Source organism: Aquicoccus porphyridii (assembly GCF_008369105.1).
GTDB classification, from domain to species: Bacteria; Pseudomonadota; Alphaproteobacteria; order Rhodobacterales; family Rhodobacteraceae; genus Aquicoccus; species Aquicoccus porphyridii.
Genome location: NZ_VINQ01000002.1, coordinates 414,388 through 428,852 on the forward strand (window position 1 = coordinate 414,388; position 14,465 = coordinate 428,852).

Below are 14,465 nucleotides of genomic sequence, written 5' to 3' on the forward strand. Positions count from 1 at the left end.
GAATACCGGGCGCGACCCGGCGAGAATCGGTTCCCTAGGGGATGGTGTCGGATAGGGGGAATCCCGAAGGGCGTCAAGGGCGAAAGCTCCGATAACGCGCTTCGGGTCAAATCAGTGCCACAATAGGTCCCGAAGAGGCGGTCGGCGCCGCCACGGGTTCGATCTAGCTCGGATGGTGATGGCCACCGGTCGACGCGGCCATGGCAATAACCACTGCAAGCAGAAGCATGATAAAGATAGGAGAAAACGAGCCTTCGGCACTTTGCGTACTGAGGATTTCGTTTGCAATCTGTTCCTGGTTCATTTGCGGCTCTGGCCCTTCGGCCAAGGCGGAACTCGTCGTCAATGCAACGGACAAGGCCGCCGCCACCATTGTTTTTCTCATTTTCTGGTCCTTCCCTCGGTTCCGCGCCATTATCCGCCGCAGGGTGCGGCCGATTAAGGATTTCACCGAAAAAAACTTACCAGAAAACCAACATCCCCCAATGTCGCCATCCGAGGATGTCATAAAAGTGCGATTCTCTCAAGAAGACTCGGGGCTCAGCCGTCCAGCGCCGCGGCAATCGCAGCCTGCACCTCGTCGATTTCGCCCAAGCCATCCACCGACTTGAGCTGACCCATGGCATAGTAATAGCCGATGAGCGGCGATGTCTTCTTGTAATATTCCATAAGACGCTGCTTGACGCTTTCCGCGTTGTCGTCGGCACGCACAGGCTGCCCGGCAGCACGCGCTTCCTCGGCCCGATTGACAATACGCTGGACCAGCGTGTCGTCGTCGACCCGCAACTCAATCACGGCGTCGAGATTCTCACCCTGCTCCGCCAGCAATGCACGGAGCGCATCTGCCTGCGCCAATGTGCGCGGGAACCCGTCGAAGATGAAACCCCCACGCTTGTCGCCTTGCAATTTCTCGCGGATCAACCCGATCACGATCTCATCGGTGACGAGATCCCCACGGGCCATGACCTCGGCAACCTTGTTGCCCATTTCACTACCCGAGTCCTTGGCTTCCCGAAGCATGTCGCCGGTCGACAGCTGGATCATGTTTCGGGTCTCGACGAGATGGCTGGCCTGAGTGCCTTTTCCGGCACCCGGCGGGCCTAGCAGGATGATATTCATCGGCGTGACGGTCCTTTTTTCTTGCGCCGCCGACCCTTGCCCGACAGCTGCGACTTTTCGATCAACCCTTCGTATTGATGGGCCAGAAGATGGCTTTGCACCTGCTGGATCGTATCCATCGTGACCGACACAACGATCAGAACCGAGGTGCCACCGAAGTAGAACGGAATCGCCAACTGGCTGCGCAGGATCTCGGGCAGCAGACACACGAGTGCGAGATATCCAGACCCCAGCACGAGGACGCGATTCACCACATATTCGAGATATTCCGCCGTCTTCTTGCCCGGCCGGATGCCCGGAACGAATCCATTCTGGTTCTTGAGGTTCTCGGCCACGTCATCGGGTTTGAAGCTGACGTTGAAAGTATAGAAATAGGCAAAGAACACGATCATCGCGACGAAGAACGCGAGATAGAGCGGCTGACCAGGGCCGAAATAGGCCATGACCGTCGACATGACCGGCCCGGTCTGATTCCCGCTGAACGTGCTGATCGTCACGGGAAGCAGCAAAAGCGAGCTTGCAAAAATCGCGGGGATGACACCCGACGGGTTGACCTTGACCGGCAGGTGGGACGAACCGCCATCATAGACCTTCATCCCCACCTGGCGGCGCGGATACTGGATATGGATCTTTCGGAGCGCCCGCTCCATGAAGACTACGAACCCGATCGTGACCACGACCATGAGCATCACGCCGATGATGACCGCCGGGCTGATCGCGCCCGAGCGTCCCTGGCTGAAGAACTGCGCCAACGCGGCGGGCACCTCGGCGATAATGCCGACAAAGATGATGAGCGAAATACCGTTGCCCACGCCCCGCGCAGTGATCTGCTCGCCCAGCCACATCAGGAACATGGTACCGCCGACAAGGGTGATCATGGTGGACGCGCGAAAGAACATCCCCGGATCGGTGGCCAGATCGCCCGCTTCAAGGCTCACAGCCAGACCATAGCTTTGCAACGTGGCCAGGAACACCGTGCCATAACGGGTATACTGGTTGATCTTCTTGCGCCCCTGCTCGCCCTCTTTCTTGAGCTGCTCAAGCGCGGGCACCATCGAGGCCAGAAGCTGCACGATGATCGAGGCCGAGATATAGGGCATGATGCCGAGTGCAAAAATGCCCATCCGCCCCAGCGCCCCGCCGGTGAACATCGACAAGATGCCGCCGATACCAGCCGCTGCGCCTTCCATGAACTCACGCAGCGCTGCACCGTCGATCCCGGGAACGGGTATGAAGGTGCCCAGCCGATAAACGATCAGCAGGCCCAACGTAAACAAGATGCGATTGCGGAGATCGGTGGCTTTCCCAAGCGCCGCCCAGCTTGTGTTGGCGGCCATTTGTTCTGCGGCGGATACCATTCAGTGCTCTTTCATGCATGCGCCGCCGGGGCGGTGTCCCCGGCCCGGCGGCGCTGAATTGGAAACTTGAGGATATGTAAGCCCCCGAGACGACGGGGACAACCTCTTATTCGGCGACGGCCGTGGCCGTGACGGTAAGTTGACCACCCGCTTTCTCGACCGCTGCGATGGCGGATTTCGACGCGCCGGTCACTTCGAGGGTGAGTTTGGCCGAAATATCGCCCTTGGCCAGAACCCGAACGCCATCCAGCTTGCGACGAACAAGACCGCTTTCAACCAGCACATCCTCGGTGATAGGCGCCTTGGCGTCGAGTTTGCCGGCATCGACGAATTTCTGGATCAGGCCGAGATTGACCACCGCAAAGGATTTGCGGTTCGGTTTATTGAAGCCGCGCTTGGGCAGGCGTTGGTAGAGCGGCATCTGGCCGCCTTCATAGCCCTTGATCGCCACACCCGAGCGGGATTTCTGGCCCTTGATACCGCGGCCGCCCATCTTGCCCATGCCAGAGCCCGGGCCGCGGCCCACGCGTTTTCTGGATTTGGTTGCGCCGGGATTGTCGCGAAGTTCATTGAGTTTCATGTCGCTTCTCCTTAGCCGGAACTGCCCCCGAAGCGGAATGGAGCAGACGCGGCGTTTCTTGGTTCTGTGAATCGGCCCAGAGGACCACCGGGGGCGTATAGGATCAATGACGGTGCAATGCAAGAGCCCCAACAAGATACCACCCCCGGCCATCGCTGACCGGGGGTGGTAATTTACCTAGGGTGGGTGTCACCCCACCACGCCTTACCCGCGCTCTTCGACGATCTCGACGAGATGCGGGATCTTGGCGATCATGCCACGCACCGAGGGGGTATCCTCAAGCTCGCTAATCTTGTGCATCTTGTTGAGGCCGAGACCCACCAGCGTTGCACGCTGCTTGGCCGGGCGGCGGATCGGCGAGCCGACCTGTTTGACGACGATGGTTTTTGCCATGATCCCGTTCCCTTACGCTTGCGCCGCTTCGGCAGGGGCTTCGTCACCCCTGCGCAGGATGTCGGCCACCTTCTTGCCGCGGCGTTGAGCCACCATGCGGGGGCTCGTTTCCTTTTGCAGGCCGTTGATGGTGGCGCGGATCATGTTGTAGGGGTTTTGCGATCCCAGCGATTTCGACACCACGTCCTTGATGCCCAGCATCTCGAACACGGCCCGCATCGGACCACCGGCAATGATGCCCGTCCCTTCAGGGGCGGCGCGCATGACGACCTTGCCCGCACCATGGCGGCCTTCCATGTCGTGATGCAGCGTGCGACCTTCGCGCAGCGGCACACGGATCATCTGACGCTTGGCCTGCTCGGTGGCCTTACGAATGGCCTCGGGGACCTCTTTCGCCTTGCCCTTGCCGAAACCGACACGGCCTTTCTGATCGCCGACAACCACCAGCGCGGCAAAGCCGAAGCGCTTGCCGCCTTTCACGGTTTTCGACACCCGGTTGATCGCGACGAGGCGATCGGCGAATTCGGGGGCCTCTTCGCGCTCGCGACCGCGGCCCCGCTGTTGACCTTCTCTTGCCATTCCTCGTCTCCTTAAATCTTCAGACCGCCGTCACGCGCGGCTTCCGCCAGCGCCTTGACGCGCCCGTGGAAGAGAAATCCGCCACGGTCGAAATAGGCTTCCTCGACGCCCGCCTTCTTGGCGCGTTCGGCAATCGCGGCGCCCACCTTGGTGGCGGCCTCCACGTTGTTCTTGCCGAGCACACCCAGTGCCTTCTCGAGCGAGGAGGCAGCGGCGACCGTGCGGCCCGCCACGTCGTCGATCAACTGAGCGCTGATGTTCTTCGACGAGCGATGCACGCTGAGGCGCAACTTGCCCTTGTTGACCTTGCGAAGCTTGTTCCGGACGCGCAGGCGGCGCTTGAGGAACAGTTCCCGTTTGCTGTTTGCCATTGTTCCCGTCCTTACTTCTTCTTGCCTTCCTTGCGGAAGATATACTCACCCTTGTGCCTGATCCCCTTGCCCTTGTAGGGCTCGGGCGCACGCCATTCGCGGATATTGGCCGCGACCTGGCCGACGAGTTGCGAATCATCGCCTTCGATGACGATTTCGGTTTGCTTCGGGCAGGTCACCGTGACGCCGGCGGGCACTTCGAAATTCACCTCGTGGCTATAGCCGAGGTTCAGTTTCAAAATATTGCCCTGCACCTGCGCACGATAGCCGACGCCGGTGATCTCGAGCTCTTTCTTGAAGCCCTCGGTCACCCCCTGCACCATGTTGGCCACCATCGTGCGGCTCATGCCCCACTGCTGAAGCGCGCGCTTGGATTTGCCACGCGGCGTCACCCTGATCACGTTGTCGTCCAGCGCGATGGTCACGTCATCGGTGGCCGTAAAGCGGTGCGTCGCCTTCGGACCCTTGATTTCGACGGTCTGGCCGGAGATCGTGGCGCTCACGCCCGATGGCAGCTCGACCGGTTTTTTCCCAATTCGAGACATTCTCCGTTCTCCTTAGAAGACCGTGCAAAGCACTTCGCCGCCAACATTCTGGCTGCGCGCGCTTGCATCCGACATCACGCCCTTGGGCGTGCTGACAATCGACACACCCAGGCCCTGACGGACCGAGGGGATGTCCTTGACGCCCATGTAAACGCGGCGGCCCGGGGTCGAAACCCGCTTGACCTCGCGAATGACGGGAGCGCCATCATAGTATTTCAGGCTGATTTCAAGGCTCGGATGGCCCTTGGCATCGGTGCCCTTTTCATAGCCGCGGATGTAGCCTTCGTCGGCCAGCACATCCAGAACCCAACCGCGCAGCTTCGAGGCGGGCGTCGACACTGTCGATTTCCCGCGCATCTGGGCGTTGCGGATACGGGTGAGCATATCGCCGATAGGATCGTTCATATCACTCTCTCCTTACCAGCTCGATTTAACCAAGCCAGGGATCTGCCCGGCAGAACCCAGCTCGCGCATCGCGATCCGGCTGACCTTGAGCTTACGATAGTAAGCATGCGGGCGTCCGGTAAGCTGGCAACGGTTGTGCAGACGGGTGGCCGAGCTGTTGCGCGGCAGCTTCGCAAGCTTCAGGGAAGCGCGGAAACGCTCTTCCATCGGCTTCGACTCGTCGCTGATGATTTCCTTGAGCGCGGCGCGCTTGGCGGCGTATTTCTCGACCAGACGCTGGCGTTTCTTTTCGCGCTCGATCATGGATTTCTTAGCCATATCAATCTCCTCCCGCGGATCAGCTGTTGAAGGGCATGTTGAAATGCTTCAACAGCGCCTTGGCTTCCGCGTCGGTTTTCGCGGTGGTGGCGATCACGATGTCCATGCCCCAGACCTCATCGACCTTGTCATAGTCGATCTCCGGGAACACGATATGCTCTTTCAGGCCCAGGGCATAATTTCCACGGCCATCAAAGCTCTTGCCCGACACGCCGCGAAAGTCACGGACGCGGGGCATCGCGACGGTAATCAGCCGGTCGAGAAATTCATACATCCGGTCGCCGCGCAGCGTCACCTTGGCGCCCATCGGCATGCCTTCGCGAACGCGAAAGCCCGCGATTGAGTTCTTGGCAACGGTTGGAACCGCCTTCTGGCCAGCAATGGTGCTCAGGTCTTCAACCGCCGACTTGGCCTTCTTGCTGTCCTTCACGGCAGCCCGGCCACAGCCGATATTGAGCACGATCTTGTCCAGACGCGGCGTCATCAGATCATTGGTATAGCCGAACTCTTCTTTCAGAGCGGCGCGAATGCTCTCGCGATACTGCGCCTTGAGACGCGGGGTATAGGTAGCGGCATCAAGCATCGATCACGTCCCCCGTGGTCTTGGCGAAACGCACCTTCTTGTCACCTTCAACCTTGAAGCCGACGCGGGTCGCTTTGCCGTTCTTGTCAACATAGGCCAGATTGCTGAGCGCGACGGGCATCGCCTTGGGCAAGCGTCCGCCCTGCTCGGTCTGGGTCTGACGGCGATGGCGAATCGCCATGTTCACACCGTCGACAATCGCCTTGCCTTCTTTCGGCATGACCTGCGAAATGGTGCCCTGCTTGCCCTTGTCCTTGCCGGTCAGCACGACAACCTTGTCACCTTTTTTCAATTTGGCAGCCATCTTACAGCACCTCCGGGGCGAGCGAGATGATTTTCATGAAGTTTTTCGCACGCAACTCGCGAACCACCGGCCCGAAGATACGGGTGCCGATCGGCTCGTTGTTGTTGTTGAGGATCACGGCGGCATTCCGGTCGAACCGGATCGCGGTGCCGTCTTCGCGGCGAACTTCCTTGGCGGTGCGCACGACGACAGCCTTGCGGACATCGCCTTTCTTCACGCGGCCGCGCGGGATGGCTTCCTTGACCGACACCACGATAATGTCGCCCACCGACGCATATTTGCGCTTGGAACCACCCAGGACCTTGATGCACTGAACTCGGCGTGCGCCAGAGTTGTCAGCGACATCCAGATTGGTCTGCATCTGGATCATTTGGTTTCTCCCGACCTTTGGGACCGCCTTGCAGCAAGGATCATGGCCCCAGGGTTTCGATTAAACCGGGTGTGATCTCGGCTTACGCCTCAATCACCTCCCAGCGTTTCGTCTTGGATTTCGGGGCGCATTCGATGATGCGGACCTGATCTCCCACCTTGTAGGTGTTCTTCTCATCGTGAGCCCGGTATTTCTTGGACTTACGGATGGTCTTTTTCAGAACCGGATGCGTGAAGCGACGTTCGACGCTCACGGTGACGGTCTGTGCGTTGGCGTCCGAGGTGACGGTGCCTTGAAGGATACGCTTGGGCATGTTTCAGGCTCCTCTCACTCGGCCTTGGCCGCAACGGCGGCCTTTTCGTTCAGGATGGTCAGAACGCGCGCGGTGTTGCGCTTGACCTGGCGCATGCGCGCAGTGTTCTCAAGCGCACTGGTCGCCTGCTGAAACCGCAGGTTGAAACTCTCTTTTTTCAGATTGGCCAGCTCTTCGCGAAGCTGATCCGGCGTCTTGTCACGCAGGTCTTTGGCTTGCATGTCGTCGTCCTTTTTCAACATCATCGGAGGGCCGCACGCTGCGTCACCCTGATTCCGATGGAGTCCATGGGTAGAAGTGGGGCGTATAGGCGGGTTTCATGCCTATGGCAACCCCCTTCATGCGGGTTCGCTTTCGGCGCGGCGAACGGCGCACGGGAATGGTCGGCCAGACCGGAAAAGAACCCGCCGGTATTTGCCTGCCGAGCGGTAGTGGCTTGCACCCGCCACCTCGTTCCAACCCCCACTGCCAGGCACCACGCGCCTCGCCTCACGCTCGATCAAATGCTGGCTCCCAACCTCGCCCCGCGCTATCACGCACCCATGAGCCAGACAGAATCCCTCTTCGTGACCCGCCTTTACCGCGCCCGGCTTTCCGAGCTTGGCCCCGCAATCGCCACGTCCGAGCTTGAAGCTTCCTGTTATTCCATCGCCGAGGATGACGAGGCCGGACAGCAATGGTGCGAGGAAAACGCCTACCCCGGCTATACCTCCTATGCCTCGCTCAGCGACCTGCCATGGCGCTTTCCGGTCTTCGCCGATCTCAAACAGGCGCTCGACGTTCATGTCATGGCCTTCGCCGCCGATCTCGAATTCGACTTGGGCGACGGGCGGCTTGAACTCGAAGACCTGTGGATCAACATCTTGCCCGAGGGCGGAACGCATGCCTCGCATATCCACCCGCATTCGGTGATTTCGGGAACAACTTACATAACCATGCCCGACGGCGCCTCGGCGCTCAAACTCGAAGACCCTCGCTCCGCGCGGATGATGGCCGCGCCCCCACGCCGCAAGGACGCCCGCGCGGAATTGCGAACCTTTGTCTATGTCACGCCCCAGGCCGGCGACGTGTTGCTCTGGGAAAGCTGGCTGCGCCACGAGGTGCCGATGAACATGGCCGAAGACGAGCGCGTGTCAGTGAGCTTCAATTACAAGTGGGTGTGATTATCGAGGGCAACGCCCGTCCGGGGGCGGGCGAGAATATCTGCCACCGGCTGAGCAAGAAAACCCCCGTGCGATCTCTCGCACGGGGGTTCAATTTTCTCAACCGGACCGCGCTGGCCTGAAAACGCTGCTGCGTTTTCGACCTTACCAGTCTTCGCGGATCACGAGCCGGGTCTTGAGCGGCAGTTTCATCGCCGCAAGGCGCAGGGCCTCCCGAGCGATATCCTCGCTGACGCCGTCGATCTCGAACATCACCCGGCCAGGCTTGACCTTGCAGGCCCAGTAGTCGACCGAGCCCTTGCCCTTACCCATCCGGACTTCGGTGGGCTTCGACGACACGGGCGTATCGGGGAAGATCCGAATCCAGACCCGGCCCTGACGCTTCATGTGGCGTGTCATGGCCCGGCGGGCGGCTTCGATCTGGCGTGCGGTGACCCGCTCGGGTTGCGTCGCCTTGAGTCCGTATGTGCCGAAGTTCAGGTCGGAGCCGCCCTTGGCCTCGCCCTTGATCCGGCCCTTGAACATCTTGCGGAATTTCGTGCGCTTTGGTTGCAGCATCTCGGTTACTCCTTAGCGGCGGCCACCGGCGCCACGCGGGGCCGGACCGTCCTGGATTTCCTGTGCCTTGCGGTCACGCGCCTGCGGGTCATGCTCGAGGATCTCGCCTTTGAAGATCCAGACCTTGATCCCGATGATGCCATAGGGGGTCATCCCTTCGGCGGCGGCGTAATCAATGTCGGCACGCAGGGTGTGCAGTGGCACGCGACCTTCGCGATACCATTCGGTCCGGGCGATCTCGGCACCGCCAAGACGGCCCGCCACGTTCACCCGGATGCCAAGCGCACCCATCCGCATCGCGTTCTGCACCGAACGTTTCATCGCGCGGCGGAAACTCACGCGACGTTCAAGCTGCTGGGCGATCGATTCCGCCACCAGTTGCGCGTCAAGCTCGGGCTTGCGCACCTCGACGATGTTGAGGTGCAGCTCGCTTGCGGTCATCGCGGCCAGCTTCTTGCGCAGCACTTCGATATCCGCGCCCTTCTTGCCGATGATGACACCGGGGCGGGCGGTGTGAATCGTGACCCGGCACTTCTTGTGCGGGCGCTCGATGATCACACGGGCCACGCCGGCCTGCTTGCACTCTTCCTTGATGAATTCGCGCATCCTGATGTCTTCGAGAAGAAGATCACCGTAATCCTTGGTATTCGCGAACCAGCGGCTGTCCCAGGTGCGGTTGACCTGAAGGCGCATGCCGATCGGATTGACTTTCTGACCCATTAGGCTTGCTCCTCAATCTGACGCACCTTGATGGTGAGCTCCGAAAACGGCTTCATGATCTTGCCGAACCGGCCACGTGCCCGCGGACGGCCACGCTTCATCACGAGGTTCTTGCCCACCCAGGCTTCGGCGACGACCAGTTCATCGACGTCAAGCCCGTGGTTGTTCTCGGCATTTGCGATGGCGGACTGAAGGCATTTCTTCACGTCCTCAGCGATCCGCTTCTTGGAAAAGGTCAGGTCCGTCAGGGCCTTATCGACCTTCTTGCCACGGATCATCGCGGCCACCAGGTTCAGTTTCTGCGGGCTCGTGCGAAGCATGCGGGTTTTCGCCATTGCTTCGTTGTCGGCCACGCGGCGGGGGTTCTTGTCCTTGCCCATGGTCTTACTTCCGCTTCGCTTTTTTGTCGGCGGCGTGACCGTAATAGGTCCGCGTCGGCGAATATTCACCGAACTTCTGGCCGATCATGTCTTCGGTCACGTTGACCGGGATGTGCTTCTTGCCGTTGTAGACGCCAAACGTCAGGCCCACGAACTGGGGCAGGATCGTCGAGCGGCGCGACCAGATCTTGATGACTTCGTTGCGGCCCGACTCGCGCGACGCTTCGGCCTTTTTCAAGACATAAGCATCGACAAAGGGGCCTTTCCATACAGAGCGAGACATATGTTAACGTCCCTTCTTCTTGGCGTGCCGCGAGCGCAGGATGAGCTTGCTGGACGCTTTGTTCTTGTTGCGGGTGCGTGCACCCTTGGTCGGCTTGCCCCAGGGCGACACCGGGTGACGACCACCCGAGGTGCGACCCTCACCACCACCATGCGGGTGGTCGATCGGGTTCATGACCACGCCGCGCACGCTCGGGCGGATGCCCTTGTGACGCATGCGGCCGGCCTTGCCGTAGTTCTGGTTGCTGTTGTCGGGGTTGCTGACGGCACCGACGGTGGCCATGCATTCCTGACGCACAAGGCGCAACTCGCCCGAGCTGAGCCGGATCTGCGCGTAACCGCCGTCACGTCCGACGAACTGGGCATAGGTGCCCGCGGCGCGCGCGATCTGACCACCCTTGCCGGGCTTCATCTCGATATTGTGGACGATCGTGCCGATCGGCATGCCGCTGAACGGCATCGCGTTGCCGGGTTTGACATCAACCTTCTGTCCGGCGAACACCTTGTCACCCACCGCCATACGCTGCGGCGCGAGGATATAGGCCTGCTCACCATCTTCATATTTGATCAGCGCAATGAATGCGGTCCGGTTCGGATCGTACTCGATCCGCTCGACGGTGGCCGCCACGTCGAACTTGTTGCGCTTGAAATCGACGATCCGGTAGAGGCGTTTTGCCCCACCCCCGCGTCGCCGCGAGGTGATCCGCCCGGTGTTGTTCCGTCCGCCCGACTTGGTCAAACCCTCGGTGAGGGATTTGACAGGACGTCCTTTCCACAGCTCCGAACGGTCGATCAGCACCAGCCCGCGCTGGCCCGGCGTCGTCGGCTTATACGACTTGAGTGCCATGCTTTCTGTCTTCCGTTTAGCAAACGAAGAGGCCCTTGCGGCGCTCTCCTATGTTGATAGCCCCCCGAAGGTGGCCTTTGGTATAGGGCCCCGAAGGTCCCCGGCTAGAGTTGCCCTTGCGAACAACAGCGAAGCCCCGGACGAATCCGGGGCCTTGCGGATGGGGTCTGATAGGGGACGCCGCGTATGGGGTCAAGGGGTCTGGCCACGAAATAAGGGGAAGAGAGCAGCGCCATGACATCCCCTCACCTGTCATCCCGGGCTTGATCCGGTTCTCTTGCCTCAAACTTACCGATCCGCCCGATCACCAGACCGTGGCGTGGCGATGCAACGGCGGAAACTGCCGCTTTGTCCCGGCGAAGGGGGCTTTGCCAAGTTCTAGTCGGTGCATTGACTCAGCTGTTAATGCTTTCGATCACGCGGGTTTGGCAACCCAACATGACGCTGGAGACGGGCCATTTGCCGTTGAGCCCTGACGAACGGACGCTTACGTCGTTCTGTAAAGAAGACCCAGGCAGAGCCCACCAGCGACCAGACCGGAACGAGACCGAAGACAGAAAAAAGTATCCAACCTATGGGCGTCACAAGGTTTCTTCCCGAGAGATCTGTTGGCGAGTTTAACCATGCTCATCGATTTCTGCGTGCCGTTCAAGCGGCTTGATTGCGTTTCATTGAAGCGGATGGCGACCGTTCGGACCTTGCGATCATCGGTTTTGTTGAACCCGCGGTCGAACTTGGGCCTTTTGCCGCTATTGAGGCTTAACCGCCAACGCGCGGAATCAAGGCGCGACGCGCACCGCGCGGCTTCTCAGCCATGGTTCAACGACCGCAACAGGCCATCCCTCCCAATAGCCCTTCGACCTGTTCCAGCCGCTCAGGCCTCTCCCCCCCACAAAAACCAAACCCCGGCCACCTCTCAGCAGCCGGGGTTCACATCTCAAAACCGTAAGGTGGGCAATCTGCCCACCATCCCCGCTCAAAGACCGGTGGTCACGTCGATCGTGTTGCCCTCTTCGAGCGTCACATAGGCCTTCTTCACGTCTTTCCGGCGGCCGGTCTGGCCACGGAAGCGTTTGACCTTGCCCTTGGTGATCGTCGTGTTCACCGCCTTCACCTTCACACCAAAGAGCGCCTCGACGGCCTCCTTGATCTGCGGCTTGGTGCTGTCGATCGCCACTTCAAAGACAACGGCGTTCGCTTCGGACGCCATCGTCGCCTTCTCGGTAATCACCGGCTTGCGGATCACGTCGTAATGTTGTGCAGTCGCGCTCATTTCAGACGAGCCTCCAGTGCTTCGACACCCGCCTTGGTGAGCACCAGCGTGTCACGCTTGAGGATGTCATAGACATTTGCGCCCATCGACGGCAGCACATCGAGACCCTCGATGTTGGCCGCGGCGCGGGCGAACCCTTCGTTCACCTCGGCCCCGTCGATGATCAGCGCGCGTTTCCAGCCCAGGTTCTTCAACTGTTTGGCCAAGGCACCGGTCTTGCCATCGGACTCGGCGGCGTCGATCACGACCAGTTCACCGGCCTTCATCTTGGCCGAAAGCGCATGGCACAGACCCAGCTTGCGGAACTTCTTGGGCAGGTCATGGGCGTGGCTGCGCGGCGTCGGCCCCTTGTAGATACCACCCTTGCGGAAGATCGGCGCGTTGCGGTCACCGTGGCGTGCGCCGCCGGTTCCCTTCTGGCGATAGATCTTCTTGGTCGAATAGCTGGTCTCCGACCGGGTCTTGACCTTGTGCGTACCGGCCATCGCCTTGTTGCGCTGCCAGCGGACCACGCGGTGAAGGATGTCGGCGCGCGGCTCGAGCCCGAAAAGACCCTCGTCCAGCTCGACCGACCCGGCCTTGCCGCCGTCCAGTTTGATCACGTCGAGTTTCATTCTTCGCCTTCCTTCTTGTCGGCCGCAATCTCGGACTCGGCCTGTTTCAGGGCCTCGGCTTCCTGCGCGGCTTGTTCTGCGGCGGCGGCCTCTTCGGCAGCCTTGGCTTCGGCCTCGGCCTGTGCGGCGGCTTCCTCGGCGGCTTTCGCAGCCTCTTCAGCGGCCGATCTCAGCGCCGCGGGCAGGATCGCGTTCTCAGGGAAGGGTTTCTTCACCGCGTCCTTGATCGTTACCCAGCCGCCTTTCGAGCCCGGCACCGAACCCTTGACCATGATCAGGCCACGGGTGGCATCGGTCTTGACGACCTGAAGGTTCTGCGTGGTCACACGGGCGGCGCCCATGTGTCCAGCCATCTTCTTGCCCTTGAACACCTTGCCCGGGTCCTGACATTGCCCGGTCGAACCGTGCGAACGGTGGCTGATCGACACGCCATGCGAGGCGCGCAGACCGCCGAAATTGTGCCGCTTCATGGCACCCGCGAAGCCTTTACCGATCGAGGTGCCACTGACATCAACGAACTGGCCTTCGAAATAATGGTCGGCGGTGATTTCCTCACCCACGCCGATCAGGTTTTCGGGGGCGACGCGAAACTCGGCCAGCCGACGCTTGGGCGCGACATTGGCGGCGGCGAAATGGCCGCGCATGGCTTTCGTGGTCCGCTTGGCCTTGGCCGTCCCGGTGCCCAGTTGAACGGCAGTATAGCCATCCTTCTCGGCGGTGCGTTGGGCCACGACCTGCAGCCCGTCAAGCTGAAGCACAGTGACAGGGATTTGCTTGCCGTCGTCCAGAAAGACGCGGGTCATACCCATTTTCTTGGCGATAACACCAGAGCGCAACATGGATCTGCTCTCCCTTAAACCGAAATCTGCACATCCACCCCGGCCGCAAGGTCGAGCTTCATCAGCGCGTCCACGGTCTGCGGGGTCGGATCAACGATATCAAGGAGCCGCTTGTGGGTGCGGATCTCGAACTGTTCGCGGGATTTCTTGTTGACGTGAGGGCTACGGAGAACCGTGTATTTCTCGATCTTGTTCGGCAGCGGAATCGGCCCGCGCACCTGGGCGCCGGTCCGTTTGGCCGTGCTGACGATCTCTTGCGTGCTGGCATCCAGCACGCGATAGTCAAAAGCCTTCAGCCGAATGCGAATATTTTGGCTTTGCATTTTTTGAGCCTTTCGCGGCGTTGGAGTTGATAGGAGGAAGGCCGGACCACCCGGCCTTCCTCGTCGAACCCTTGGGTGTTTTACTCGATGATCTTGGAGACGACGCCGGCACCGACGGTGCGGCCGCCTTCGCGGATGGCAAAGCGCAGGCCGTCTTCCATGGCGATCGGTGCGATGAGCTCGACCTTGAAGCTCACGTTGTCGCCCGGCATCACCATCTCGGTGCCC

At 60.6% G+C, this 14,465-nt stretch carries 26 protein-coding genes; 1 reads left to right on the plus strand and 25 read right to left on the minus strand.

Features of this window, described 5'->3' with window-relative positions:
• Positions 1–163 precede the first annotated feature (163 nt).
• The 15 genes from FLO80_RS23010 to rpmC all read right to left on the minus strand — a co-directional run bounded on the left by FLO80_RS23010 (position 164) and on the right by rpmC (position 7,459).
• On the minus strand, positions 164–508 hold the full coding sequence (locus tag FLO80_RS23010; RefSeq protein ID WP_223145452.1) for a hypothetical protein: 345 nt from the start codon (positions 506–508) through the stop codon (positions 164–166).
• Positions 509–540: 32 nt separating this feature from the next.
• Positions 541–1,119 (minus strand): adenylate kinase, encoded by a 579-nt coding sequence (locus tag FLO80_RS05060; protein ID WP_111363298.1) that lies wholly within the window; start codon positions 1,117–1,119, stop codon positions 541–543.
• On the minus strand, positions 1,116–2,477 hold the full coding sequence (gene secY / locus FLO80_RS05065; RefSeq protein WP_111363296.1) for a preprotein translocase subunit SecY: 1,362 nt from the start codon (positions 2,475–2,477) through the stop codon (positions 1,116–1,118). The genes FLO80_RS05060 and secY overlap by 4 nt, the downstream gene beginning before the upstream one ends.
• A 106-nt stretch (positions 2,478–2,583) precedes the next feature.
• Positions 2,584–3,057: a 50S ribosomal protein L15 gene (rplO, locus tag FLO80_RS05070; RefSeq protein WP_111363294.1), complete on the minus strand. Its 474-nt coding sequence runs from the start codon at positions 3,055–3,057 to the stop codon at positions 2,584–2,586.
• A gap of 204 nt (positions 3,058–3,261) precedes the next feature.
• The gene (gene rpmD, locus FLO80_RS05075; protein WP_111363292.1) at positions 3,262–3,450 is read right to left on the minus strand and encodes a 50S ribosomal protein L30; all 189 of its coding nucleotides are present in this window, start codon (positions 3,448–3,450) and stop codon (positions 3,262–3,264) included.
• A 12-nt stretch (positions 3,451–3,462) separates the two neighbouring features.
• Positions 3,463–4,029 carry a 30S ribosomal protein S5 gene (gene rpsE, locus FLO80_RS05080; RefSeq protein WP_111363290.1) on the minus strand — a complete coding sequence of 189 codons (567 nt, stop codon included), beginning with the start codon at positions 4,027–4,029 and terminating at the stop codon, positions 3,463–3,465.
• Between the two features lie 11 nt (positions 4,030–4,040).
• Positions 4,041–4,400 carry a 50S ribosomal protein L18 gene (rplR, locus tag FLO80_RS05085; protein ID WP_111363288.1) on the minus strand — a complete coding sequence of 120 codons (360 nt, stop codon included), beginning with the start codon at positions 4,398–4,400 and terminating at the stop codon, positions 4,041–4,043.
• 11 nt (positions 4,401–4,411) lie between these two features.
• A complete protein-coding gene (gene rplF, locus FLO80_RS05090; protein ID WP_111363286.1) occupies positions 4,412–4,945 on the minus strand; it encodes a 50S ribosomal protein L6 in 534 nt (177 codons plus the stop codon).
• 12 nt (positions 4,946–4,957) lie between these two features.
• A complete protein-coding gene (rpsH, locus tag FLO80_RS05095) occupies positions 4,958–5,350 on the minus strand; it encodes a 30S ribosomal protein S8 (RefSeq protein ID WP_111363284.1) in 393 nt (130 codons plus the stop codon).
• Between the two features lie 12 nt (positions 5,351–5,362).
• Entirely contained in the window at positions 5,363–5,668 is a 306-nt protein-coding gene (gene rpsN / locus FLO80_RS05100; protein WP_111363282.1) for a 30S ribosomal protein S14, read from the minus strand.
• Positions 5,669–5,687: 19 nt separating this feature from the next.
• Positions 5,688–6,251, minus strand: a complete 564-nt coding sequence (gene rplE / locus FLO80_RS05105; protein WP_111363280.1) for a 50S ribosomal protein L5 — start codon at positions 6,249–6,251, stop codon at positions 5,688–5,690.
• Positions 6,244–6,555, minus strand: coding sequence for a 50S ribosomal protein L24 (gene rplX / locus FLO80_RS05110; RefSeq protein ID WP_111363278.1), 312 nt, complete (start codon positions 6,553–6,555; stop codon positions 6,244–6,246). Before rplX ends, rplE begins: the two co-directional genes overlap by 8 nt.
• Position 6,556: 1 nt before the next feature.
• Entirely contained in the window at positions 6,557–6,925 is a 369-nt protein-coding gene (gene rplN, locus FLO80_RS05115) for a 50S ribosomal protein L14 (protein WP_011567679.1), read from the minus strand.
• An 82-nt stretch (positions 6,926–7,007) separates the two neighbouring features.
• Positions 7,008–7,238, minus strand: a complete 231-nt coding sequence (gene rpsQ / locus FLO80_RS05120; protein ID WP_111363277.1) for a 30S ribosomal protein S17 — start codon at positions 7,236–7,238, stop codon at positions 7,008–7,010.
• Between the two features lie 14 nt (positions 7,239–7,252).
• Positions 7,253–7,459, minus strand: a complete 207-nt coding sequence (gene rpmC, locus FLO80_RS05125) for a 50S ribosomal protein L29 (RefSeq protein ID WP_111364040.1) — start codon at positions 7,457–7,459, stop codon at positions 7,253–7,255.
• A 321-nt stretch (positions 7,460–7,780) separates the two neighbouring features.
• On the opposite strand from rpmC, the gene FLO80_RS05130 reads away from it, so the two are divergent.
• On the plus strand, positions 7,781–8,401 hold the full coding sequence (locus tag FLO80_RS05130; protein ID WP_111364038.1) for a 2OG-Fe(II) oxygenase family protein: 621 nt from the start codon (positions 7,781–7,783) through the stop codon (positions 8,399–8,401).
• 144 nt (positions 8,402–8,545) lie between these two features.
• On the opposite strand, the gene rplP is transcribed toward FLO80_RS05130, so the two are convergent.
• From rplP to FLO80_RS05180, 10 genes are all read right to left on the minus strand, one after another.
• On the minus strand, positions 8,546–8,959 hold the full coding sequence (gene rplP / locus FLO80_RS05135; protein WP_111363275.1) for a 50S ribosomal protein L16: 414 nt from the start codon (positions 8,957–8,959) through the stop codon (positions 8,546–8,548).
• A 12-nt stretch (positions 8,960–8,971) separates the two neighbouring features.
• Positions 8,972–9,679: a 30S ribosomal protein S3 gene (rpsC, locus tag FLO80_RS05140; protein WP_111363273.1), complete on the minus strand. Its 708-nt coding sequence runs from the start codon at positions 9,677–9,679 to the stop codon at positions 8,972–8,974.
• Positions 9,679–10,059: a 50S ribosomal protein L22 gene (gene rplV, locus FLO80_RS05145; protein WP_111363271.1), complete on the minus strand. Its 381-nt coding sequence runs from the start codon at positions 10,057–10,059 to the stop codon at positions 9,679–9,681. Before rplV ends, rpsC begins: the two co-directional genes overlap by 1 nt.
• Before the next feature lie 4 nt (positions 10,060–10,063).
• Positions 10,064–10,342, minus strand: coding sequence for a 30S ribosomal protein S19 (rpsS, locus tag FLO80_RS05150; RefSeq protein WP_111363269.1), 279 nt, complete (start codon positions 10,340–10,342; stop codon positions 10,064–10,066).
• A 3-nt stretch (positions 10,343–10,345) separates the two neighbouring features.
• Positions 10,346–11,188 (minus strand): 50S ribosomal protein L2, encoded by an 843-nt coding sequence (gene rplB / locus FLO80_RS05155; RefSeq protein ID WP_111363267.1) that lies wholly within the window; start codon positions 11,186–11,188, stop codon positions 10,346–10,348.
• A gap of 976 nt (positions 11,189–12,164) precedes the next feature.
• Complete coding sequence (locus FLO80_RS05160) at positions 12,165–12,461, minus strand: 50S ribosomal protein L23 (RefSeq protein ID WP_111363265.1); 297 nt, start codon at positions 12,459–12,461, stop codon at positions 12,165–12,167.
• Positions 12,458–13,075, minus strand: a complete 618-nt coding sequence (gene rplD / locus FLO80_RS05165) for a 50S ribosomal protein L4 (protein ID WP_111363263.1) — start codon at positions 13,073–13,075, stop codon at positions 12,458–12,460. The genes FLO80_RS05160 and rplD overlap by 4 nt, the downstream gene beginning before the upstream one ends.
• Positions 13,072–13,914, minus strand: coding sequence for a 50S ribosomal protein L3 (gene rplC / locus FLO80_RS05170; RefSeq protein ID WP_111363261.1), 843 nt, complete (start codon positions 13,912–13,914; stop codon positions 13,072–13,074). Before rplC ends, rplD begins: the two co-directional genes overlap by 4 nt.
• A 14-nt stretch (positions 13,915–13,928) precedes the next feature.
• Positions 13,929–14,237, minus strand: a complete 309-nt coding sequence (gene rpsJ / locus FLO80_RS05175; RefSeq protein WP_111363259.1) for a 30S ribosomal protein S10 — start codon at positions 14,235–14,237, stop codon at positions 13,929–13,931.
• An 80-nt stretch (positions 14,238–14,317) separates the two neighbouring features.
• Positions 14,318–14,465: EF-Tu C-terminal domain-related protein (locus FLO80_RS05180; RefSeq protein ID WP_500676333.1), on the minus strand; the 148-nt coding region annotated here is incomplete at its 5' end.